The sequence below is a fragment of the Meridianimaribacter flavus genome, assembly GCF_004366715.1.
Lineage (GTDB): Bacteria > Bacteroidota > Bacteroidia > Flavobacteriales > Flavobacteriaceae > Gaetbulibacter_B > Gaetbulibacter_B jejuensis.
Genome location: NZ_SOQZ01000006.1, coordinates 84,252 through 108,591 on the forward strand (window position 1 = coordinate 84,252; position 24,340 = coordinate 108,591).

Below are 24,340 nucleotides of genomic sequence, written 5' to 3' on the forward strand. Positions count from 1 at the left end.
GTCAAAGGAAGTTTACACTGTCCTTTAGCATTTTTTAATGAGGTTGCAATCAGTCAAATCTCTCCTCTAAATTTGGCTACAAATGTACAGATAAAATTATAATGGCAAAACGCTTTGTCTAAAAAAGAAACCTTTGGTTTTTATTCATTTAATTAAAAGGTGGTACATTATTGATGAATAATGGTTTTCAGAAAAATGGAATAGAATCTCGATTTTAAAAAATAATTTTCAGTTTAATAGCTTTTAATTCATAATTCTGTAAAATTCAGAAAAGGCTCTTGTCTTTTGCTCTAGCTTGAGTATTTTTATAGTTACCATTTATAAGATTTAAAATTATGTCTACACCACCTAAATTAACCCGATTTAAGCAAAATGTACTCTCTAAGTATCAGATATACAATAGTATATTTATGACTTTGCCGTTTGATGCTATTTCAAAAACAGGTGTTTTATTGCCTCTGTTTCATGAAACCTGTAAAAAGGGCTTTGAAAATGGAGATAACCCAACAACCATTGTAGATACTTTTTTTAAAAAATATCAAGCGAGACGTTCGCACGAAAGCCAAATAAATTTGCTTTTTAGGTTTATACAATACATTGAGAGGCAAGTGGTGCTTTTTGATGCTATAGAAGACGCAGCGTTTCCAATTGTGAATAATATGGATGGTATTGGTACGCTGAGAAGCTTGAAAGAGTCTGTAGTGTCAGAGCATAATGCTGAGATGCTTCAAAAATACCTCGAAGAATTTAAAGTGAGAATAGTGCTTACAGCGCATCCTACACAGTTTTATCCAGGTTCGGTTTTAGGGATTATTACCGATTTATCAGCTGCTATTAAAAACAATGATTTGTTGTTGATTAATGATTTGTTGGCGCAACTAGGTAAAACACCTTTCTTTAAACATAAAAAACCAACACCTTATGATGAGGCTGTAAGTTTAATATGGTATTTAGAAAACGTGTTCTATCATTCCTTTGGAACAATTTTCGATTATATTCAACAGAATATTTTTGATGATAAACCTGTTAAAAACGATATTATAAATATTGGCTTTTGGCCTGGTGGTGATAGAGACGGTAACCCGTTTGTAACTCCAGAAATTACGAAACAAGTTGCAAAACGTTTAAAGCAAACAGTGCTTAAAAACTATTACAGAGATGTAAGAAAGTTGAGAAGAAAACTAACATTTAAGGATGTTGAAGATAAAATCACGAGTTTAGAGCATAGACTATATAATGCGTTTGTTGATGCCGATTCAAAGTCTATCATTCAGTTAGATGAGTTTGTGTCTGAACTTAAAGACATCAAAAATATTTTAAATAAAGAGCACCAGTCTCTATATGAAAAAGATGTAATTAGTCTTATCAATAAAACGCATCTTTTCGGTTTTCACTTTGCTAACTTGGATATAAGACAGGATAGTAGAGCGCATGATAAGGTGTTTACTGCAATGGTGGATAGGCTTATTGAAAGTGGTAGTGCTATTTTTCCAAAAGATTATAATACGTTGTCTCCTGAAAAGCAAGTTGAAGTGCTTTCTAAAGTTGAAGGAAGTGTCGATTTAGGCTTGTTTGAAGATGAAGAAGTGCTAAAGACTTTAAATACCATTAAAGCAATAAAAGAAATTCAAGATAATAATGGCGAAAGTGCCGCAAACCGATACATTATCAGTAATAACCAAACGACTTTAAATGTAATGCAGCTATATGCTATGTTAAAATTGGTTGCGTTTCAAGATAAACTTACTGTAGATATTGGCCCTCTATTTGAAACCATAACAGATTTAGAAAATGCGCATTTGGTGATGGAGGAACTCTATACTAACCCAGCTTACAAAGCGCATTTAAAATCTAGAGGTAATAAACAAACGATTATGTTAGGGTTTTCTGATGGAACTAAAGATGGTGGTTATCTTATGGCAAATTGGGCAATCTTTAAGGCAAAAGAGCGATTAACTAAGGTCTCTAGAAAGTATGATGTTACGGTTATTTTCTTTGATGGTAGAGGAGGTCCACCTGCTAGAGGTGGTGGAAAAACACATCAGTTTTATGCATCTTTAGGTCCAACGATTGAAGATAAAGAAGTGCAGTTGACTATACAAGGGCAAACCATAAGTTCAAATTTTGGAACCTTAGATTCGTCGCAATACAACTTAGAGCAATTGATAAGTTCTGGTATTTATAACAGAATGAACGAGAAGAACAATTTGTTATCTGAAGCGAATACAGCAGTAATGGATGATTTGGCAAAAATAAGCCTAAAAACTTATATGGATTTTAAAGGTCATCCAATGTTTATTCCTTATTTGGAACGTATGAGTACTCTAAAATATTACGCTAAAACCAATATTGGAAGTAGACCATCAAAAAGAGGGAAGTCTGATGCTTTGGTGTTTTCAGACTTGAGAGCAATTCCGTTTGTGGGTTCTTGGAGTCAGTTAAAGCAAAATGTTCCTGGATTTTTTGGGGTTGGTACGGCTTTGAAACACTATGAAGATAATGATGAGTTTGATAGAGTAAAGAAACTGTACAATGAGTCTAGCTTTTTCAAAACTCTTATCGAAAACAGTATGATGTCATTATCTAAATCTTTTTTTGATTTAACAAAATACATGGCTGAAGACGAGGAGTTTGGAGAGTTTTGGAAAATTATTTATCAAGAATATGAAACCACTAAGAGGTTGTTGTTAAAGCTTACAGGATATAAAACTTTAATGGAAAATGAACCGTCTGGTAAGGCTTCAATTGAAGTTAGAGAGTCTATTGTGTTGCCTCTGTTGACTATTCAGCAGTATGCACTTAAAAAGTTGCAAGAACTTCAAAAAGAAAAAGTAAAAGATGAGGCTCAAATTCAAATTTTTGAAAAGATAGTTACGAGGTCCTTATTTGGTAATATAAACGCTAGTAGAAATTCAGCTTAATATTTCTTCTTAATATATGATAGTAAAAAACCTCGAAGAATATCTTCGAGGTTTTTTGAGCAATTAATAATTAATAGTAATCAATTGTTGTAGGAATTTCATGTAGATTTCGATGTGTCTATTCATCGTATTCTCTCTGTCTTTTTCCTGGATAGGCAATTGAGCCATGTTCAGAAATATCTAAACCTTGTATTTCTTCTTCTTCTGTTACACGTAACCCAAAAGTATATTTAAGAATACCAAATACAATTATAGATAAAACGATTGCCCAAACTGCGTAAGCTAATACTCCAATGGCTTGAGCGCCTAATTGCGCAAATCCACCTCCATTAAATAGTCCAATACCAGTATCACCATCAACTCCCCAAAGACCAATAACTAAAGTTCCCCAAGCACCAGCTACACCATGCACTGATGCGGCTCCAATTGCATCATCAATTTTGAGTTTCTTTTCAATAAATTCAATAGAGAATACTACAATAACACCTCCAATTAAACCAGCTAAAAGAGCTCCGCCTGCTGTCATGTTTCCGCAACCAGCAGTAATACTTACTAAACCAGCCAAAGCACCATTTAAGGTTTGAGCTAAGTTTGGTTTTCCGTACCAAATCCATGTAGTGATAAGTGCTCCAAGACCACCTGCTGCAGCTGCAAGGTTAGTAATTAAAACAACTGTTGAAGCTGCTGAAGAGTCATCTCCTCCCCAAGCTAGTTGAGAACCTCCATTAAATCCAAACCATCCTAACCATAGAATAAATACTCCTAAAGTAGCTAGTACTTGGTTGTGACCTGGAATAGGGATTACTTTTCCGTCTACAAACTTTCCAATTCTTGGACCTACCATAAAAGCAGCAACTAAAGCTGCCCATCCACCAACTGAATGTACAATAGATGAACCTGCAAAGTCAATAAACTCAGCTGGCATAGATTCGCTGTTTAACCATCCTCCATTCCATTCCCAGCCACCTGCAATTGGATATATAAAAGCTGTCATAACTATCGAGAAGATAGCATAAGTTGTGTATTTTGTTCGTCCTGCAATAGCTCCAGATACTATTGTTGCTGCTGTGGCAGCAAACATGGTTTGGAAAAATAAGTCAGCACCTTCGCCTTGCATTAATCCGCTCCAAAAAAACCATCCGTTTTCAGAGTCTCCATACATTAATGAGTATCCAATAAACCAAAATGATATTGAACCTACGCAGATGTCTAAGAGGTTTTTCATTGCTATGTTTACAGCGTTTTTAGATCTTGTCATTCCGGATTCTACTAGAGTGAATCCAGCTTGCATAAAGAATACTAAGATGCCTGCAAGAAGCATCCATAGCATACTCATGTCTCCTTTTATTGCGCTTACAGCATCTTCCAGATTTTTTGTGGTAGCTGTAGCATCTTGCGCTAATAAAAAGTGTGTAATTGAAAATAAAGTTGTCATTATAAAAAAATTAAATATTATTTAGTTTAAGAGTAGTAGTTAAGTTCATGGTGGATTTAAAATGCGTAAATCGCAGCTAAAACAAATGAGCTAAGGCTTTTTGTTGGCATTAAATCGGTATCAACAAAAGCGTCATCAGAAGCACTGTCGAGTCTTAGCTCAGGTTTTATAGTTAGGTCTCCAACAACGTAGCTTCCTGTTAGTGTAGCGGCAATTACGCTAGAGTCTTCAACACCTGTTCCAATAGCTCCAAAATCGCCACTTTCAACAAAATATTCGCCTCTTAGTCCAATTGTAAATTTGTCAGAAGTAGAGTATTGAGGGTAAATAGCTCCACCTGCAAAACCAACTCCGTCGTTGTCAAAGTAAGCACCATTGATTCCTAAGTAAAAATCATCAGACAGATCAAAACCACCTGTGAAGTCAATTTCAAATGCACCATCATCAGTAATGAAGTTTAAGTACTGTCCTTTGTACCCTACTTGAGCGCCAAAAGCATATTTTCCATTTGGATTATATTCTGTGGCATCTGTTGGATTCATTACAGCTAGCATAAAGCTAAAGTCGTCTGAAATGGCAAAGTCGGCTTTAAGACCTGTATGGCTAAAAGGGCCATAAGAAAATAGGTAAGAAGTACTATAGTTGAAATTTCCTGTTGGAGAAATAACTTCATAGCCTAAAAAAGTGTTGAAATTACCAAAAGTAAGAGTTACAGTTTCGCTTACATTCCAATAAGCATATAGCTGATTTACAATATTGGAACTTCCTCCTGGTCTTAATAAAGGAGAATTGAAAATAGCGTCTTCACCTCTTGGTCCAAAGACTAAATCGGCAACAAAGCCTACCTTTGCGCCTTCGTATGAAGCTACAACATTAGCCATACCTAAGGCAAAACCAGGTAAATTAGCAAAAGAGGAACCTGGATAAATGGCGTTTTCGTCGTTGGGTGCTCCAAAATTAACTCGATAGTATGCGTCGATACTACCATTAAATGAGAATTTTTTCTTGTCCTCAGTTTCTTCTTCTTGAGCTTTCAAGTTAAAATTCACTACAGTCATTAATAGCAAAACGAGAGTAATTCTTTTTTTCATAATAAGTTAGTTTTGTTTAGAAAAGTAAAACTATGCAAAAACATTATTTGCCCCTAAAAAAATAGGGTGTGTAAGTGTATTTTTATTATATAATGAATTTATACCCTAAAAAAATTAGGGTTAAATAATTTATATTAATTTTTTTGAGAATTTGAAAATGTATTTTTTAATAAAAATTTAATATTATTCAAAAAAAGATGAAAATATAGCATGTAAAATTCATTTTGATTGATTGATATTCATTAAAATGAATTTTTTATTGAAAAATAATCATTGCGAATTTTATATTTTAAGAGGTGGTTTTTTGAGATATTCTAATTATAAAACCTTTAAAATATGGATATCGTAATAATAAAGCAAGCGTTATTATTTATGGTGAAATACCTTATATATTAGTAAGTCCTAAGTTTAAAATTAGCAAAAAGTAGTAGGTTATTATGGAAAAACAAGGACTATATTTACCAGAGTTTGAACACGATAATTGTGGAGCAGGATTTATTTGTAGTTTAACAGGTAATCGCTCTAACGGTATTATTCACAAAGCATTAGAAATTCTTGTTAAGCTGGAACATCGAGGAGCTGTAAATGCCGATGGTAAAACAGGAGATGGAGCAGGTATTTTAATTGATGTGCCTCATGTGTTTTTTAAGGAAAGCTGTGATTTTAATCTTCCAGAGTTAGGTAGTTATGCTGTTGGTAATATGTTTTTACCAAAAAAGGAAAACCAAATGCAATATTGTATTAATGTTTTCGAGGATGCTATAAATAATCAGGGACTTAAAATTTTGGGCTGGAGAAATGTGCCTGTAGATAGTTCGGTTTTAGGGCAAGTTGCTGCAACTGCAGAGCCTTCTATAAAACAAGTGTTTGTTGGTAAAGCAAGCGAGGAACAAACCGAGTTTGAGTTCAACTTAAAACTTTTCGCTGCGCGTAAAATTGCAGAGCATGATATTTATGGGTCAAAACTATCACAAGCGTCATATTTCTACTTTCCAAGCTTATCTACAAAAACCATTATATATAAAGGACTTTTAAAGCCCGAAGACATCAGTTTATATTATAAGGATTTAATGAATCCGTTATTGGATGCTAAACTGGCTTTGGTGCATCAACGATTTTCAACCAATACATTTCCAACTTGGGATTTAGCACAACCGTTCCGTTATATGTGTCATAATGGTGAAATCAATACACGTCGTGGAAATGTGTCGCGTATGTTTTCTCGTGAAGAACTTATGCAAAGCGATTGGTTTGGACCAGATATAAAAAAGATTTTCCCAACGGTTTTAGATGGGAAATCCGATTCTGCTCAAATGGATATGGTTGTAGAATTGTTATTAATGACAGGTCGTTCGCTTCCTGAAGTTATGATGATGTTGGTGCCAGAAGCTTGGGAAAAATACAAGGACATGTCTGACGAGAAAAAAGCCTTCTACGAATTCAACTCTTGCCTTATGGAACCATGGGATGGTCCTGCGTCTATTCCGTTTACGGATGGAAATTATATAGGTGCGGTTTTAGATAGAAACGGATTGAGACCATCAAGATATACGGTTACAAAATCGGGTTACGTGATTATGTCTTCTGAAACCGGAGTTATGGATATTAAGCCTGAAAATGTTGAATATCATGGACGTTTAGAACCAGGAAAAATGTTTTTGGTTGATATGAACGAAGGTCGTATTGTAAATGACGAAGAAATCAAAAATAAAATTGTTAGTAAGTATCCTTATCGTAAGTGGTTGGATGAAAATTTAACCAGATTAAAAGATATAAAGTATAGTGATTATGAAATCACACATAACGAAATTGAACTAAACACACGTCAGCATATATTTGGATACACGCAAGAAGATGTAAATACCATTATTCTGCCAATGGCTTCCAAAGCAAAAGAGCCAATTGGTTCTATGGGTTCTGATACGCCAGTTGCAGTGTTGTCAGAGCGTCCGCAGTTAATCTATAATTATTTTAAGCAGTTGTTTGCACAGGTTACCAATCCGCCTTTAGATGGTATTCGAGAAGAAATGATTACAGATATCAGTTTAACACTTGGTAGCGATTACAATCTGTTTGATATTAACGAAAAGCACTGTCGAAAATTAAAAATTCAAAATCCGGTTATTTCAAAACAAGATTTAGATAAACTCATTAATTACAAAGGCAAAGAAGATTATAGTGTTGAGGTTATTTCAATGCTTTATGATGTTAATGAACGTGCAAATGGTCTAGAAAAAGCACTTGAAAGATTGGTGCAACAAGCATCAAAAGCTATAGATAATGGTGTGAGTATTATTGTACTTTCTGATAGAAATGTCACTCAAGGAAAAGCGCCAATTCCAGCTTTATTGGCTTGTTCTTATGTAAACCATGGTTTGTATGGTTTAGGTAAACGTTCAAAAGTAAGTTTGATAATTGAGTCTGCCGAACCTCGCGAAGTGCATCATTTTGCATTATTGTTTGGGTTTGGAGCTAGCGCAATCAATCCGTATATGGTAAATGAAATTATAGAAAGTCATTTGTCAGATTTAAATTTAGAGTTTGAAGAAGCAATTCAAAATTACAACAAAGCCGTTGGTCAAGGTATTTTAAAGGTGATGAACAAAATAGGGATTTCAACATTAAATTCTTATCGAGGCGCGCAACTGTTTGAATGTATCGGAATCAACTCAAATGTCGTAAATAAATATTTCCCTAATACACCAACGCGAATTGAAGGCGTTGGACTTATGGAGCTTGAAAAGGAAATCTACAAACGCTATCAAGTGGCTTTTGAAACGCAGGATATTGCTGGCGATTTAGACTTGCAAATTGGTGGCGAATACCGTTGGAGACGTAATGGCGAAAAGCACATGTTTAATCCGTTATCGGTTGCAAAATTACAACAAGCAGTTAGAGAAAATAATCCAACAACCTATAAAGAATATTCAGAGTTAGTAAACAATCAATCTAAAGCATTAATGACTATTCGTGGATTGTTTGAATTTACAAATTACGACCCAATTCCTATTGAAGAAGTTGAGCCTTGGACAGAAATTGTGAAACGTTTTAAAACAGGAGCTATGTCTTATGGTTCTATCAGTAAAGAAGCTCATGAAAATTTAGCCATTGCAATGAATCGTATTGGTGGTAAAAGTAACTCTGGAGAAGGTGGTGAAGATGAAACACGTTTTTATAAAGATGCTGCTGGCGACTGGAAAAACAGTGCAATAAAGCAGGTGGCTTCAGGTCGTTTTGGCGTGACTTCTAACTATCTAACCAATGCCAACGAAATACAAATTAAAATAGCGCAAGGTGCAAAACCAGGTGAAGGCGGACAATTGCCAGGACCAAAAGTAAATCCGGCAATTGCCAAAACAAGAAATTCCACACCTTATGTAGGATTGATTTCACCACCACCACATCACGATATTTATTCTATTGAAGATTTATCGCAACTTATTTACGATTTGAAATCTGCTAATAGAGAAGCACGTGTTAATGTGAAATTAGTGTCAGAAGTTGGAGTAGGAACAGTTGCTGCTGGTGTTGTAAAAGCTAAAGCAGATGTTGTTTTAATTTCTGGTTTTGATGGCGGAACAGGAGCATCACCACTAACATCTTTAAAGCACGCAGGTTTACCTTGGGAATTAGGAATTGCTGAAGCGCAACAAACGTTGGTGATGAATGATTTGAGAAATCGTGTGGTTTTAGAATGCGACGGACAATTAAAAACAGGGCGAGATGTAGCGATAGCGTGTTTGTTAGGAGCTGAAGAATTCGGTTTTGCAACAGCACCTTTGGTAGCTTCGGGTTGCATCATGATGCGCGTGTGTCATCTTAATACGTGTCCTGTCGGCATTGCAACGCAAAACCCAGAGCTTCGTAAAAAGTTCAAAGGAAAACCAGAACACGTTGTGAATTACATGTATTTCATTGCAGAAGAATTACGTCAAATCATGGCAAAACTTGGTTTTAGAACTGTAGATGAAATGGTTGGTCAAGTGCAAAAATTAAGTCGAACAAAAGCTATAGAGCATTACAAAGCCAAAGGTTTAGATTTAACACCAATTCTTCATCAAGTACCTGCAAAACCAGGAACAAAACTATATAATACAACAACGCAAGATCACGATTTAGAAAAGCATTTAGATTTTAAAATTATTGAGAAATCGCATCCAGCGTTATTCCGTAAGGAGAAAACATATTTAGATTTCAATATCCGAAATGTAAATCGTGCTGTTGGTGCAATAATAAGTAACGAAGTGTCCAAAATTTATGGTGCTCAAGGCTTGCCTGAAAATACGTTAAATTTAAACTTTACAGGTTCAGCAGGACAAAGTTTTGGAGCTTTTGCAACCAAAGGATTGACCATGATTGTCAATGGAAATACCAATGATTATATGGGGAAAGGGTTGTCAGGGGCTAAATTAGTTGTTCGTGTTCCTGAAGATTCAACCATTGTTCCGGAGGATAACATTATTACAGGAAACGTAACCTTGTATGGTGCAACTTCTGGTGAAGTTTATATAAACGGAAAGGCAGGAGAGCGTTTCTGTGTTAGAAATTCTGGAGCGCAAGCGGTTGTTGAAGGTATTGGCGACCATGGTTGTGAGTATATGACAGGTGGAGTTGCTGTGATTTTAGGTGAAGTAGGAAGGAACTTTGGCGCTGGAATGAGTGGTGGAATCGCTTATATTTTAGACGAAAATAAAACTTTTGAAAGTAGATGTAATGGCGAAGGATTAAATATCGATCCAGTTACAAATGTAGAAGACATCAAACAGTTAAAAGAATTGATTGAAAACCACTACAATGCATCGTTAAGTCCTTTAGCGCAACGCATTTTAGAACAATGGGAAAACTACTTGCCTAAATTTTTAAAAGTACTTCCAGAGGAATATCGTCAGGCATTAATCAAATTAGAACAAGAAAAATTAGTAACGCAATAAATCATGGGAAAAGTAACAGGATTTTTAGAATATAAAAGAGAGGTTGAAGATTACAAACCTGTAGAAGAGCGTTTAAAAAATTATGAGGAGTTTGCTGTTAAAATGGCAAAAAGTCGAGTGGAAAATCAAGGCGCTCGCTGTATGGATTGTGGTATCCCTTTCTGTCATAGTGGTTGTCCTTTAGGAAATTTAATACCAGATTTTAACGATAAGGTTTATAACGGAAAATGGAAAGAAGCAGCCGAAATTTTACATGCAACCAATAACTTTCCAGAGTTTACAGGGCGTTTGTGTCCAGCGCCTTGCGAAGAAGCTTGTGTGCTTGGAATTAACGAAGATCCAGTAACTATTGAAAATATTGAAAAAAACATTGTTGAAGAAGCCTTTAAAAATGGATGGATTACAGCAAAACCACCAAAATCTAGAACAGGAAAAAAAGTTGCGGTTATAGGTTCAGGACCTGCAGGTTTAGCAGCTGCGCAGCAGCTTAATCGTGCTGGTCATTCAGTGACGGTTTATGAGCGCGATGCAAAAGTAGGAGGCTTACTTCGTTATGGAATTCCAGATTTTAAAATGGAAAAGAACATCATTGATCGTCGTGTTGAGGTTATGAAAGAAGAAGGTATTCTTTTTGAAACCAATGCGCATGTTGGTGTTAATGTAGATGCAAGTGCGTTAAAAAAAGAACATGATGCTGTCGTGCTTTGTGGTGGTGCAACGGTTCGTCGTGGTTTGCCAATTCAAGGAGCTGATGCAAAAGGCGTTTATCAAGCTATGGATTTTTTAAAGCAAAACAACAAACGTGTTAGTGGTGAAAATTTTGAAGAAGCTGAAATTTCTGCAAAAGGAAAGCGTGTTATTGTTATTGGTGGTGGCGATACAGGAAGTGACTGTATAGGAACAAGTAATCGTCATGGAGCAGTTAGTGTAACTAATTTTGAAATATTAAGTAAGCCAACTATCGATCGTCCAGAAGCTCAACCTTGGCCTTTTTGGCCTATGCGTTTACGAACAAGTACATCACATAAAGAAGGTGTTGAGCGCGTGTTTAGTATTTCAACAAAAGCATTTAAAAAAGATATCGATGGAAACTTAACAGGTTTGGTGACTTGTGAGGTAGAATGGGTAAAAACTCCAGGGCAAAGACCTCAATTACGAGAAGTTCCTAATAGTGAAAAACATTGGGATTGCGATATGGTACTTTTAGCGTTAGGTTTTACAGGTTCCGAAACAACTTTGGTAGAACAGTTTGGACTAGAAACCGATATGCGAACTAATATAAAAGCGCCAGAAACCAACTATCAAACCAATGTTAATAATGTGTTTGTAGCTGGTGATATGCGTCGTGGTCAGTCGTTAATAGTTTGGGCGATTTCCGAAGGAAGACAAGCAGCGCATCATGTAGATAAATATCTTATGGGAAAATCAGATTTACCACTTAAAGGCGATGGTGATTTACCTAGAATTTAATTCTTGATTTGCTTTTTTTAAATAAACGTGTCATATTTGATAAGACAAAAATGAACAGACAAATTATTAATATCATTTCTATTATTATCGTTGTGATTATTTCGCATCGATGAGGAATGGTATTGTTGTAATATTTTATAAAAAAATGCCTTCCTCTTTTCGGAAGGCATTTTTTTATGCATCAAATTCAAATTTTGAACATCATAATCACATTAAACTAAAGTATTGATTTTCAGTTATTTAAATACTTGTTAAAAGTGTTGAGTTTAGATGAAAATATTACAATGAAAAAGAAAGAACATTGCAAAAAATTACTTTAGAACAACCAAAAGGTTAGAAGATTAATAAACATAATGAGTAAATTAAACAAATACAGTAAAACCGTAACACAAGATCCAACTCAACCTGCAGCACAAGCCATGTTGCATGCCATAGGATTGACAGATGCTGATTTTGAAAAACCAATAGTAGGTATAGCAAGCACAGGTTATGAAGGGAACCCATGTAATATGCATTTGAATGATTTGGCGAAATTGGTAAAACAAGGCACGCAAAATGAAGATGTTGTTGGATTGATTTTTAACACCATTGGTGTTAGTGATGGTATTTCAATGGGAACACCTGGAATGCGTTATTCATTACCTTCTCGTGATATTATTGCCGATTCTATGGAAACAGTGGTGCAAGCCATGAGTTATGATGGTTTGGTAACTGTTGTAGGCTGTGATAAAAATATGCCTGGGGCTTTAATGGCGATGATTCGTTTAAACAGACCTAGCATTTTGGTGTATGGTGGAACTATTGATTCGGGTTGTCACAACGGACAAAAATTAGATGTAGTTTCAGCCTTTGAAGCTTGGGGCGGAAAAGTAGCAGGAACATTACCAGAAACTGAATACAAAAGCATAATTCAAAAAGCGTGTCCAGGAGCTGGTGCTTGTGGCGGTATGTATACAGCAAACACAATGGCTTCGGCTATTGAAGCATTAGGTATGGCGTTACCGTTCAACTCATCCAATCCTGCAACAGGGAATGAGAAAAAAGAAGAGGCTGTAAAAGCTGGAGAAGCTGTTAGGTTATTGTTGGAAAAAGATATAAAACCATCAGATATTATCTCTAAAAAATCTTTAGAAAATGCGGTGCGATTGGTAACGATTCTTGGCGGATCTACAAATGCCGTTTTACACTTTTTGGCAATTGCTAGAGCAGCAAAAATAGAATTCACACTCGAAGACTTTCAGCGTATAAGTGATACCACACCATTTTTAGCCGATTTAAAACCTAGCGGAAAATATCTTATGGAAGATGTTCATGCTGTTGGAGGTATTCCTGCGGTTATGAAATATTTACTAAAAAAAGGACTGCTTCATGGTGATTGCTTAACGGTTACTGGAAAAACTGTGGCTGAAAATTTATTGGATGTTGATGATTTAACCGAAGGGCAAGATGTTATAAAGCCACTAGAAGAACCTATAAAACCTACAGGACATTTACGTATGCTTTATGGAAATTTAGCCACTGAAGGAAGTGTGGCTAAAATCACAGGAAAAGAAGGTTTAAAATTTATCGGAAAAGCAAAAGTGTTTGAAGGCGAATATGCAGCAAATGATGGTATTCGCGATGGAAAAGTAGAAAAAGGCGATGTGGTTGTTATTCGATATGAAGGTCCTAAAGGTGGTCCAGGAATGCCTGAAATGCTAAAACCAACTGCGGCTATTATGGGAGCTGGTTTAGGAAAAGAAGTCGCTTTAATTACCGATGGTCGTTTTTCTGGTGGAACTCACGGTTTTGTTGTGGGACATATTGCCCCAGAAGCTCAAGAAGGTGGCACAATCGCTTTGGTTAAAGATGGAGATATGATAACCATCGATGCAGAAACCAATTCCATTTCATTAGAAGTTTCAGAAGAAGAATTAGCAAAACGAAGAGAAAAATGGGTCGCACCAAAATTAAAGTTTGATAGAGGTGTACTTTACAAATATGCAAGAACTGTATCATCTGCTGCACAAGGTTGCGTAACAGATGAGTTTTAAATACGTAGACTATGGAGAATACTCAAACAATCACAAAAGACGAAAAACAAGTGGTAACATCAACGCGCATTTCTGGAAGTGAAGCTGTGGTGCGTTGTTTATTAGCAGAAGGCGTCGAAACGGTCTACGGTTATCCTGGTGGTGCAATTATGCCAATTTATGACGAATTATATAAGTATCAAGACAAACTACATCATGTACTAACACGCCATGAGCAAGGAGCAACACACGCGGCTCAAGGTTTTGCACGCATTTCGGGAAAAGTTGGTGTGGCAATGGCTACGTCTGGTCCTGGTGCTACGAATCTAATTACTGGTATTGCCGATGCGCAAATAGATTCAACACCTATGGTTTGTATTACAGGTCAAGTCGCATCACATTTATTAGGTAGTGATGCGTTTCAAGAAACTGATATTATTGGTATTTCTACACCAGTAACCAAGTGGAATCATCAAATCACAAAAGCATCTGAAATTCCTGAAGTGATTGCAAAAGCATTTTACATTGCTAAAAGTGGAAGACCTGGACCTGTGTTAATCGATATTACTAAAGATGCTCAATTTGAAGAATTCGATTTTGAATATAAAACTTGCGAAGCAATTCGTAGTTATAAACCTGTTCCAGAAACGCAACCAGAGCAAGTAAAAGCAGCTGCGGACTTAATCAATAGTGCGAAAAAACCAATGATTGTTTGGGGCCAAGGCGTTATTTTGGGTGAAGCTGAAGAAGAATTAAAAGCAGTGATTGAAAAAGCAGGAATCCCTTCGGCTTGGACTATTTTAGGTGCTTCTGCAATTCCAACATCACATCCTTTAAATATTGGTATGGTTGGTATGCATGGTAATTATGCACCTAATAAATTAACCAACGAGTGCGATGTGCTTATCGCAATTGGTATGCGTTTCGATGATCGAGTTACAGGAAATTTAGCAACCTATGCAAAACAAGCTAAAGTTATTCATTTTGAAATTGATCCTGCTGAAGTTGATAAAAACGTGAAAACTGACATTGCTGTTTTAGGTGATGCCAAAACAAGTTTAGCGGCTTTGTTGCCTCTTTTAGAAGCAAAATCACATGATAATTGGCACAATGAGTTTAAAAAGCTATATGATGTTGAATTTGAAAAAGTCATAAAAAACGATTTGCACCCAACCAAAGAAGGCTTAACAATGGGTGAAGTTTTAAAGCAAATCAATACTGAAACCAAAGGAGAAGCAGCTATTGTTAGCGACGTTGGTCAACATCAAATGATTGCTTGTCGTTATGCCGATTTTAAAGTTTCTAAAAGCAACATTACTTCTGGTGGCTTGGGTACAATGGGATTTGCGTTACCAGCTGCAATTGGTGCAAAAATGGCTGCGCCAAATCGTGAAGTTGTGGCTATAATTGGAGATGGTGGTTATCAAATGACCATTCAAGAATTAGGCACTATTTTTCAAACGCGTGTTCCTGTGAAAATAGTTGTTTTAAATAACGATTTCTTGGGAATGGTTCGTCAATGGCAACAACTGTTTTTTGATAGACGTTATGCATCAACCGAATTGGTTAATCCAGATTTTGTTCAGATTGCAAAAGGCTATCATATAGATGCTAAACGCGTCACAAAACGAGAAGAATTAGCTGATGCCGTTAAAGAAATGATCGCAAGCGATTCGGCTTACTTCCTAGAAGTTTGTGTAGAAAAAGAAGATAACGTATTTCCAATGATACCAACTGGAGCTTCGGTTTCAGATGTAAGATTAAGTTAATTATGAGTCAAGAAAACCAAATATATACTGTATCTATTTACACCGAAAATAATATTGGATTGTTAAACCGAATTTCGGCAATTTTTCAACGTCGTCATATCAATATTGAAAGTATTGTGTCTTCTGTTTCCGAAATAAAAGGCGTATCGCGCTGGACAATCGTTGTAAAAGTTACCGAAGAACAAATCAAGAAAATCATCGGTCAAATAGAAAAGCAAGTTGAAGTCATTAAAGCGTTTTATCATACAGATGATGAAACCATTCATCAAGAATCTTGCTTGTTCAAAATAAAATCAGATTTGCTATTTGACGAACGTCAAATTCAAAACATCATTAAAGACAGTAACGCTAATATTGTTACTGTAAATAAGAAATTCTTTGTCCTTGAAAAATCAGGAAGACGACAAGAGTTAGACGAATTACATCAAAAATTAAAACCTTTTGGCATCATGCAATTTGTACGATCAGGACGTATTGCTGTGACCAAAGACGAAATGAAAATATCAGAAATGCTACTAGCGTTCAAAAACTAAAACACACATCATGTCAAATTATTTTAACACATTATCATTAAGAGAACAGTTAGCACAATTAGGAAAATGTAGATTTATGGAAGCGTCAGAATTTGAAGATGGCGTTGAAGTTTTATTAGGAAAGAAAATCGTAATCGTTGGTTGCGGTGCACAAGGACTTAACCAAGGCTTAAATATGAGAGATTCTGGATTAGATATTTCTTATGCTTTAAGACCACAAGCCATTGCCGAAAAGCGCCAATCGTATGTACAAGCAACCGATAATGGTTTCAACGTTGGAACTTACGAAGAGTTAATTCCAACTGCCGATTTAGTACTTAACCTCACACCAGATAAACAACACACCAATGTGGTTAACGCTGTCATGCCTTTAATGAAAAAAGGAGCGACATTAAGCTACTCGCACGGATTTAATATTGTTGAAGAAGGTACGCAAGTCCGTGAAGATTTAACCGTAATTATGGTGGCACCAAAATGCCCTGGAACCGAAGTTCGTGAGGAGTACAAACGTGGTTTTGGTGTGCCAACACTTATTGCGGTACATCCAGAAAATGATCCGCAAGGAAAAGGGTTGGCACAAGCAAAAGCCTATGCTGTGGCTACTGGTGGCGATCGCGCTGGTGTTTTAGAATCTTCTTTTGTTGCTGAAGTAAAGTCCGATCTTATGGGTGAGCAAACCATCTTGTGTGGTGTGTTGCAAACAGGTTCTATTTTATGTTTCGATAAAATGGTTGAAGAAGGTATCGAGCCAGAATATGCAGCAAAATTGATTCAATACGGTTGGGAAACTATTACCGAAGCCTTAAAACATGGTGGTATTACCAATATGATGGATAGATTGTCTAACCCAGCAAAAATTGAAGCGTTTAAACTTTCTGAAGAATTGAAAGTGATAATGGCACCATTGTTCCAAAAGCATATGGATGATATCATTTCTGGTCATTTTTCTAAAACCATGATGGAAGATTGGGCAAATGATGACATTAACCTTTTAACGTGGCGTGAAGCTACAGGCGAAACAGCTTTTGAAAAAACACTTTTAACGTCTGAAACTATTTCAGAACAAGAGTATTTTGACCACGGAACATTATTGGTTGCGTTTGTAAAAGCAGGTGTTGAATTAGCTTACGAAACAATGGTTAGTGCTGGGATTATTGAAGATTCTGCGTATTACGAATCGCTTCATGAGTTACCATTAATCGCAAATACCATTGCTCGTAAAAAGTTATACGAAATGAATCGTGTGATTTCAGATACTGCCGAATATGGTTGCTATTTATTCGATCATGCAGCAAAACCATTATTGGTAGATTTCATGAAAACTGTTTCAACCGATGTTGTCGGGAAACCATTTGCAACTAAAAATGATGTTGATAATATTGAATTGATAAAAGTAAATGAAGCTATAAGAAGTCACTCTATCGAAACTGTAGGTAAACGTTTACGTACAGCAATGACAGCCATGAAAGTGATAAAAACCGAAGCTATAAAAGCCGAAGCTGTTTTATCTTAATACAACAAATGAAAGATACACAAACCACATATTTTCCAACATTAGAAGCGGTAATTGCTGCTGCTGATAAATTGAAATCGGTAGTAAATCAAACACCGTTAACCTCAAATTTATACTATTCAAAACTGTACGGTAGCAACATCTTGTTTAAGCGCGAAGATTTGCAAATGGTACGTTCGTATAAAATTCGAGGTGCTTACAATAAAATGGCTTCATTGTCTCAAAGTGAAGTAAAAAATGGTGTGGTTTGTGCCAGTGCAGGAAATCATGCGCAAGGTGTGGCTTTATCTTGCAAATTGCTTAAAATTCACGGTACAATTTATATGCCTTCGCCAACACCAAACCAAAAAATTGAACAGGTAAAAATGTTTGGCGAAGATTATATTAATGTCGTTTTAGAAGGTGATACGTTTGATGATTCTTACCATGCTGCTATGCGAGAGCAACAAGAAACAGGCAAGGCTTTTATTCATCCATTTAATGATGAAAAAGTTATTGAAGGACAAGCAACCGTAGGTTGGGAATTGTTTAACCAAGCGCCAAAACCTATAGATTATGTTTTTGTGCCTGTTGGTGGTGGCGGATTAGCATCTGGTTTGTCAACTATTTTTAAGCAATTGTCTCCAAATACAAAAATTATTGGTGTTGAACCTACTGGAGCACCATCAATGTCAACATCAATTAAAAATGATGAGAATACAGAGCTCGAACACATTGAGAACTTTGTAGATGGCGCTGCAGTAAAAAAGGTAGGTGATAAAACTTTTGATATTTGTAAGCAGAATTTAGACGATATGATTACCATTCCTGAAGGGAAAATTTGTCAGACTATTTTAGAGCTTTACAATAAAGAGGCTATTGTAGTTGAGCCTGCTGGCGCGTTGAGTATTGCTGCTTTAGATGTGTTTGCCGAAGACATCAAAGGAAAAAATGTTGTTTGTGTAATAAGTGGTAGCAATAATGATATAACACGTACTGCTGAAATAAAAGAGCGTGCATTGTTGTATTCAAATTTGAAGCACTATTTCATTGTGAAATTCCCACAACGTGCTGGAGCTTTAAAAGAATTTGTGGTAGATATTTTAGGTCCAAACGATGATATTGCGCATTTTGAGTATACAAAAAAATCCAATCGCGATACTGGTTCGGCAGTGGTTGGTATTGAGCTAAAATCTCAAGAAGATTTAGAACCATTAATCACCAAAATGAAAAACAGAAATTTTTATGGTGACTATCTCAATAATAAGCCTGATTTATTTCAGTTTTTAGTCTAATTTTTTAAATTTTAAGCAATTAAAAGTGCTTATTTTGACAAAATCATAAAATTTGATTAAAATCAACAATTTTTAAACCGTCGTATTTAATTTATTTATAGTTTAGCACTATGAATTTAACAAAAAATAGAAATAGGGAAATTCAACCCACACGCTCAACACTTCGTGAGCGACGTCGCTAATGCTCAAAACCAAGCAAATTAGTTACACATTTTTATTTTTTACCACATTGAACAACCCTTTACAGATATCATTTTTAAAACATCAAGTTATTACTCTTAATAACCATGTTTTAGTACGTCGACGTTTTCCACGTCGCCCGTAAGGGTATGTCTAATTTTTCGGAACTTTAGGTGTGTCCAGTTCCTCTTTCAAAAAAATAATTCCTGATAAAACAGGAATCTCAAAAAAAAAACAAAAACTAGAATTTATTAATAAAATATAACCGTTATCACGGTCTGTATTATGGAAATTGTTATTGCTAACAAATCGCATAGCGTTTATGCCGAAATTATTTGTGAAACCATTGCCGAAGCTGCAAAAGTAAGGGGTACAGGTATTGCAAAACGAAAGCCAGAATATATCATTACCAAGATGGAAAATGGTAATGCTGTCATTGCTTTAGATGGCGATAAATTTGCTGGTTTTTGCTACATAGAACAATGGAGTCACGGAAAATTTGTAGCAAATTCTGGACTAATTGTTCATCCAGATTTCAGAAATATAGGATTGGCTAAACAAATCAAAAAGAAAATTTTTGAGCATTCGCGTACCAAATTCCCAAACGCAAAAGTATTTAGTATCACAACAGGTTTAGCTGTAATGAAAATGAATAGCGAATTAGGTTATAAACCTGTGACGTTTTCAGAATTAACAGATGATCAAACCTTTTGGAATGGTTGTCAAACCTGTAAAAACTATGACGTTTTACAACGTACAGAACAAAAAATGTGTTTGTGTACTGGTATGCTATACGATCCATTAAAAGAGAAAAAAACCAGTAATCATAAATTCGATAAAAAAGTCTGGACGCGATTAAAAAGCATTAAACAAACCAGATTTCTAAAAAAAGAAAAGCAAAATGAGTAAAAAATTAGTCATAGCATATAGTGGCGGATTAGATACATCGTATTGCGCAGTTAGCCTATCAAAAGCAGGTTACGATGTGCATGCGGTAAGTGTAAATACAGGCGGATTTACAAAAGAAGAAATTAACAAAATAGAAGCAAACGCCTTTAAAATGGGTGTAGCTACTTACAAAAATATAGACGCTATTGCGTCTTACTATAATAAAGTAATTAAGTATTTAATTTTTGGAAACGTACTTAAAAACAATACGTATCCATTATCGGTAAGTGCAGAGCGTATTATCCAAGCAATCGAAATTATTAAATACGCTAAAAGTATAGATGCAAAATATATTGCGCATGGTAGTACTGGCGCAGGAAACGATCAAGTGCGTTTTGATATGATTTTTCAAACTTTAGCACCAGAAACCGAAATTATCACACCTATCAGAGATCAAAAATTAACCAGACAGGAAGAAATTGATTATCTAAAAGAAAATGGTATTGATATGTCTTGGGAAAAAGCAAAGTACTCAATCAATAAAGGACTTTGGGGAACAAGTGTTGGTGGATCAGAAACCTTAACTTCGGAAAAACCTTTACCTAGCGAAGCCTATCCTTCACAATTAAAACATTCTGATCCAGAAAAAGTCTCGTTAACCTTTTTAAAAGGTGAATTGGTTGCTGTAAACGGAATCGAAAACAGTCCAGAAGTTAATATTGAAGTCTTAAATACGTTAGCGTCTGCCTATGCAATTGGTCGCGATATTCATGTTGGAGACACCATTGTTGGTATAAAAGGTCGTGTAGGTTTTGAAGCTGCTGCTGCCTTAATCATCATTAAAGCACATCATTTATTAGAAAAACATGTGTTAACCAAATGGCAATTACAGCATAAGGATTATCTGTCTAATTTTTATGGAATGCATTTACATGAAGGTCAATATTTAGATCCTGTAATGCGAAACATGGAGGCCTTTTTAGAAAGTAGTCAAGATAAAGTTTCTGGTGAAGTGGTTGTGACTTTAAAACCATACCATTTCACATTAGACGGTATTTCTTCAAAACATGATTTAATGAGTGCGAAGTTTGGAAGTTACGGAGAAGAAAACAAAGGTTGGACTGCAGAAGACGCTAAAGGATTCATTAAAATCTTTGGTAATCAAAACAAAATCTATCAACAAGTAAATCAAGAGTTATGATTAAAGCAGGAATAATTGGTGGCGCAGGTTACACAGCAGGCGAGTTGGTTAGAATATTAATCAATCATCCTGAAGTGAATATAGATTTTGTGTACAGCACATCCAATGCAGGCAATACTATTGGTAAAGTACATCAAGATTTAATTGGTGAAGATGTATCGTTTTCAAATGAAATTAATCCAAATGTAGATGTTGTCTTTTTATGTTTAGGTCACGGAAATTCTAAAGCGTTTTTAAGTAAAAATGAATTTTCAGCTGAAACCAAAATTATAGATTTAAGCAACGATTTTAGACTCGAAAACGATAAAATTTTCGATGGTAAAACATTCGTTTACGGTCTACCTGAATTAAATAAATCGGACATAACACAAGCGGATTATATTGCAAATCCTGGTTGTTTTGCAACTGCCATACAATTAGCATTATTGCCTTTAGCAAATGCAAGATCATTAATCGAAGATGTGCACGTAAATGCAGTTACAGGTGCAACTGGTGCAGGAACATCATTATCTGCGACTACGCATTTTACATGGCGAAATAACAATTTTTCGTATTACAAACCTTTTACACATCAGCATTTAGGTGAAATTAATCAGTCGGTAAAATTGTTACAAGATAATTTCAATACACAGATCAACTTTATGCCAAATCGAGGTGATTTTTCAAGAGGAATTTTTGCAACGCTTTACACAAAATTTGATGGTAGTATAGAAGATGTCAAACAGCTGTTTAATGACTTTTATAAAGACGCAAAATTCACTTTGATTTCAGATGAAAACATTCATTTAAAACAAGTAGTTAACACCAATAATTGCATACTTCATTTACATAAACACGAGGATAAATTATTGGTGACGAGCATAATTGATAATTTACTAAAAGGCGCATCAGGACAAGCCGTGCAAAACATGAATTTAATGTTTGGTTTTGAAGAAACAGCTGGTTTAAAATTAAAGGCGAGTTATTTTTAAAACGACGTCAGTGCGTTAGCGATTGAAGTGGCATCCTTTTTATTTGTCTCTTCGAGCGCAGTCGAGAAGTTGTCAAATAAAAAGATATAACGGAAAGCGCGACCCTTGTGGTAACGCCAACAAGAACAATTTGAAAATAGATTCCTGCCTGCGCAGGAATGACAAAACAACCAAACAAATGAAAATAGCAATCATAGGTACAGGAAATTTAGGGAAATCGATAGCCAAAGGATTAATCACCAACAATGCGATTACGACGTTGTATTTAACCAAACGAAATATAGATAGTATATCTGAATTTGATGGTTATAAAAACGTGACGATTACAACTGATAACGTTTTGGCTGTACAACAATCGGATATTTTGATTTTTGCGGTTCAGCCAGCGCATTTCGAATCGATTTTAAATGAAATTAAACCTTTTTTAACCGAAAAGCATGTCGTGATTTCTACAATTACAGGTTATACGATTCCTAAAATTGAAGCACAAATTGGGACTGATCAGTTTATCATTCGCGCTATGCCAAATACAGCAATTGCTGTTGGCAAATCTATGACCTGTTTATGTAGCAATGCACAAGGTGAAAAACGGATTAAAATTGCTCAAGCTATTTTTAATCGTTTGGGACATTCGTTAGTAATTCCTGAAGCGCAAATGCAAGCAGCTACAGTAGTTTGCGCTAGCGGAATAGCATTTTGGATGCGCTTGATTAGAGCGACGACACAAGCGGCAATTCAGTTGGGATTTGACTCAAAAGAAGCGCAAGAATTAGCGATGTACACTTGTGAAGGCGCAGCTAATTTACTAATCACAAATGGCAATCATCCAGAAGAAGAAATTGATCTTGTGACTACGCCAAAAGGTTGTACCATTGAAGGTTTAAATGAGATGGAACACAAAGGATTAAGCTCGTCTTTAATTCAAGGCATGGTCGCGTCGTTTAATAAAATTAACAACATTAAAAAGGAACAAATATGAGTTTGTTTAACGTTTATCCACTTTTTGATATTACACCTGTAAAGGCTAAAGACGTCTATGTTTACGACGAAAATAATGTAGAATATTTGGACTTATATGGTGGACATGCAGTGATTTCTATTGGACATTCGCATCCAAAATATGTGTCTGCAATTTCTAATCAAGTGTCAAAATTGGGTTTTTACAGTAATGCAATTCAAAATCCGGTGCAAGTAGCTTTGGCAGATAAGTTAGAAGCGCTTTCAGGTTGTAAAGATTATCAACTGTTTTTGTGTAATTCTGGTGCAGAAGCGAATGAAAACGCTTTGAAATTAGCATCATTCCACAACGGAAAAAGTAAAGTGTTAGCCTTTAAAAATTCATTTCATGGTCGTACTTCTGCAGCAGTTGCATCAACAGATAATCCTAAAATTGTGGCGCCAATCAATGCCCAACTAGAAGTTGATTTTGTAGAGTTAGGCGATTTAATTTCAGTTGAAAATATTTTAAAGGAAGATAAAACTTGTGCAGTAATTATCGAGTGTATTCAAGGTGTTGGCGGATTAGACGAAAGCACTACTGAATTCTATCAAGGTTTGGAAGCGTTATGCAAGCAATACAACACGATTTTGATCGCAGACGAAGTGCAATCTGGTTTTGGTAGAACTGGCGATTTTTTTGCTTTTCAAAAGCATAAAATTTCACCAGATATTATTTCTATCGCAAAAGGAATGGGCAACGGTTTTCCTATTGGTGGTATTTTAATTCATCCAAACATCAAGCCTAGCTTTGGTTTGTTAGGAACAACCTTTGGCGGCAATCATTTGGCTTGCGCAGCATCACTTTCGGTTTTAGAAGTTTTAGAGGAAGAAAAACTGCTTGAAAATGCAAATGAAATTTCAGCTTATTTTATTGAAAAAGCTAAAGAATTACCAAGCTTGAAAAGTATTAAAGGTCGTGGATTAATGTTAGGATTAGAGTTTGATTTCCCTGTTTCAGAATTAAGAAAACAACTGATTCATAAACATCACATGTTTACTGGAAGCGCCAAAAACCCTAATCTTTTACGAATTCTTCCACCATTAACCATTCAGAAAAAACACATTGATGACTTTTTTGAAGCATTGAAAATTGAGTTAAATACATAAAAACCTCTCGACTGCGCTCGAGGAGACATTTTACTGTCAGGTCGA

The 24,340-nt window shown here is 35.6% G+C and carries 15 protein-coding genes; 13 read left to right on the forward strand and 2 right to left on the reverse strand.

Annotated elements, in window-relative coordinates; all coding sequences use genetic code 11:
- Nucleotides 1–335: 335 nt before the first annotated feature.
- Nucleotides 336–2,921, forward strand: a complete 2,586-nt coding sequence (locus tag A8975_RS12355) for a phosphoenolpyruvate carboxylase (RefSeq protein WP_134200837.1) — start codon at nt 336–338, stop codon at nt 2,919–2,921.
- Between the two features lie 118 nt (nt 2,922–3,039).
- Here the strand turns inward: A8975_RS12355 and A8975_RS12360 are convergent, their stop codons facing one another.
- Together A8975_RS12360 and A8975_RS12365 are read right to left on the reverse strand one after the other, a co-directional pair.
- The gene (locus A8975_RS12360) at nt 3,040–4,356 is read right to left on the reverse strand and encodes an ammonium transporter (RefSeq protein ID WP_187347866.1); all 1,317 of its coding nucleotides are present in this window, start codon (nt 4,354–4,356) and stop codon (nt 3,040–3,042) included.
- Between the two features lie 56 nt (nt 4,357–4,412).
- Nucleotides 4,413–5,447 (reverse strand): porin, encoded by a 1,035-nt coding sequence (locus A8975_RS12365; RefSeq protein WP_131508899.1) that lies wholly within the window; start codon nt 5,445–5,447, stop codon nt 4,413–4,415.
- A gap of 437 nt (nt 5,448–5,884) precedes the next feature.
- Here A8975_RS12365 and gltB point away from each other — a divergent pair, with 437 nt between their 5' ends.
- From gltB to A8975_RS12425, 12 genes are all read left to right on the forward strand, one after another.
- A complete protein-coding gene (gltB, locus tag A8975_RS12370) occupies nt 5,885–10,378 on the forward strand; it encodes a glutamate synthase large subunit (RefSeq protein WP_134200839.1) in 4,494 nt (1,497 codons plus the stop codon).
- A 3-nt stretch (nt 10,379–10,381) separates the two neighbouring features.
- The gene (locus A8975_RS12375) at nt 10,382–11,848 is read left to right on the forward strand and encodes a glutamate synthase subunit beta (protein WP_134200841.1); all 1,467 of its coding nucleotides are present in this window, start codon (nt 10,382–10,384) and stop codon (nt 11,846–11,848) included.
- 353 nt (nt 11,849–12,201) lie between these two features.
- On the forward strand, nt 12,202–13,881 hold the full coding sequence (gene ilvD, locus A8975_RS12380; RefSeq protein WP_134200843.1) for a dihydroxy-acid dehydratase: 1,680 nt from the start codon (nt 12,202–12,204) through the stop codon (nt 13,879–13,881).
- Between the two features lie 11 nt (nt 13,882–13,892).
- Complete coding sequence (gene ilvB / locus A8975_RS12385; RefSeq protein WP_134200845.1) at nt 13,893–15,629, forward strand: biosynthetic-type acetolactate synthase large subunit; 1,737 nt, start codon at nt 13,893–13,895, stop codon at nt 15,627–15,629.
- A gap of 2 nt (nt 15,630–15,631) precedes the next feature.
- Nucleotides 15,632–16,162 (forward strand): acetolactate synthase small subunit, encoded by a 531-nt coding sequence (gene ilvN / locus A8975_RS12390; RefSeq protein ID WP_131508904.1) that lies wholly within the window; start codon nt 15,632–15,634, stop codon nt 16,160–16,162.
- A 10-nt stretch (nt 16,163–16,172) separates the two neighbouring features.
- Nucleotides 16,173–17,675 (forward strand): ketol-acid reductoisomerase, encoded by a 1,503-nt coding sequence (gene ilvC / locus A8975_RS12395; RefSeq protein WP_134200847.1) that lies wholly within the window; start codon nt 16,173–16,175, stop codon nt 17,673–17,675.
- Between the two features lie 8 nt (nt 17,676–17,683).
- Nucleotides 17,684–18,949: a threonine ammonia-lyase IlvA gene (gene ilvA, locus A8975_RS12400; protein WP_131508906.1), complete on the forward strand. Its 1,266-nt coding sequence runs from the start codon at nt 17,684–17,686 to the stop codon at nt 18,947–18,949.
- A 465-nt stretch (nt 18,950–19,414) separates the two neighbouring features.
- Nucleotides 19,415–20,038 carry a GNAT family N-acetyltransferase gene (locus A8975_RS12405; protein WP_134200849.1) on the forward strand — a complete coding sequence of 208 codons (624 nt, stop codon included), beginning with the start codon at nt 19,415–19,417 and terminating at the stop codon, nt 20,036–20,038.
- A complete protein-coding gene (locus A8975_RS12410) occupies nt 20,031–21,218 on the forward strand; it encodes an argininosuccinate synthase (RefSeq protein WP_134200851.1) in 1,188 nt (395 codons plus the stop codon). Before A8975_RS12405 ends, A8975_RS12410 begins: the two co-directional genes overlap by 8 nt.
- A complete protein-coding gene (gene argC, locus A8975_RS12415; protein WP_134200853.1) occupies nt 21,215–22,189 on the forward strand; it encodes an N-acetyl-gamma-glutamyl-phosphate reductase in 975 nt (324 codons plus the stop codon). Before A8975_RS12410 ends, argC begins: the two co-directional genes overlap by 4 nt.
- A gap of 178 nt (nt 22,190–22,367) precedes the next feature.
- Nucleotides 22,368–23,168: a pyrroline-5-carboxylate reductase gene (gene proC / locus A8975_RS12420; RefSeq protein WP_134200855.1), complete on the forward strand. Its 801-nt coding sequence runs from the start codon at nt 22,368–22,370 to the stop codon at nt 23,166–23,168.
- Nucleotides 23,165–24,295 (forward strand): aspartate aminotransferase family protein, encoded by a 1,131-nt coding sequence (locus A8975_RS12425; RefSeq protein ID WP_134200857.1) that lies wholly within the window; start codon nt 23,165–23,167, stop codon nt 24,293–24,295. Before proC ends, A8975_RS12425 begins: the two co-directional genes overlap by 4 nt.
- Nucleotides 24,296–24,340 lie beyond the last annotated feature (45 nt).

Bases quoted from the DNA above. Each gene is read 5' to 3' on its own strand.
- A8975_RS12425 (WP_134200857.1), top strand. From the start codon at position 23,165: ATGAGTTTGTTTAACGTTTATCCACTTTTTGATATTACACCTGTAAAG.
- A8975_RS12410 (WP_134200851.1), top strand. From the start codon at position 20,031: ATGAGTAAAAAATTAGTCATAGCATATAGTGGCGGATTAGATACATCG.
- A8975_RS12375 (WP_134200841.1), top strand. From the start codon at position 10,382: ATGGGAAAAGTAACAGGATTTTTAGAATATAAAAGAGAGGTTGAAGAT.
- A8975_RS12405 (WP_134200849.1), top strand. From the start codon at position 19,415: ATGGAAATTGTTATTGCTAACAAATCGCATAGCGTTTATGCCGAAATT.
- A8975_RS12355 (WP_134200837.1), top strand. From the start codon at position 336: ATGTCTACACCACCTAAATTAACCCGATTTAAGCAAAATGTACTCTCT.
- argC (WP_134200853.1), top strand. From the start codon at position 21,215: ATGATTAAAGCAGGAATAATTGGTGGCGCAGGTTACACAGCAGGCGAG.
- proC (WP_134200855.1), top strand. From the start codon at position 22,368: ATGAAAATAGCAATCATAGGTACAGGAAATTTAGGGAAATCGATAGCC.
- ilvD (WP_134200843.1), top strand. From the start codon at position 12,202: ATGAGTAAATTAAACAAATACAGTAAAACCGTAACACAAGATCCAACT.
- gltB (WP_134200839.1), top strand. From the start codon at position 5,885: ATGGAAAAACAAGGACTATATTTACCAGAGTTTGAACACGATAATTGT.
- ilvB (WP_134200845.1), top strand. From the start codon at position 13,893: ATGGAGAATACTCAAACAATCACAAAAGACGAAAAACAAGTGGTAACA.
- A8975_RS12365 (WP_131508899.1), bottom strand. From the start codon at position 5,447: ATGAAAAAAAGAATTACTCTCGTTTTGCTATTAATGACTGTAGTGAAT.
- A8975_RS12360 (WP_187347866.1), bottom strand. From the start codon at position 4,356: ATGACAACTTTATTTTCAATTACACACTTTTTATTAGCGCAAGATGCT.
- ilvC (WP_134200847.1), top strand. From the start codon at position 16,173: ATGTCAAATTATTTTAACACATTATCATTAAGAGAACAGTTAGCACAA.
- ilvN (WP_131508904.1), top strand. From the start codon at position 15,632: ATGAGTCAAGAAAACCAAATATATACTGTATCTATTTACACCGAAAAT.
- ilvA (WP_131508906.1), top strand. From the start codon at position 17,684: ATGAAAGATACACAAACCACATATTTTCCAACATTAGAAGCGGTAATT.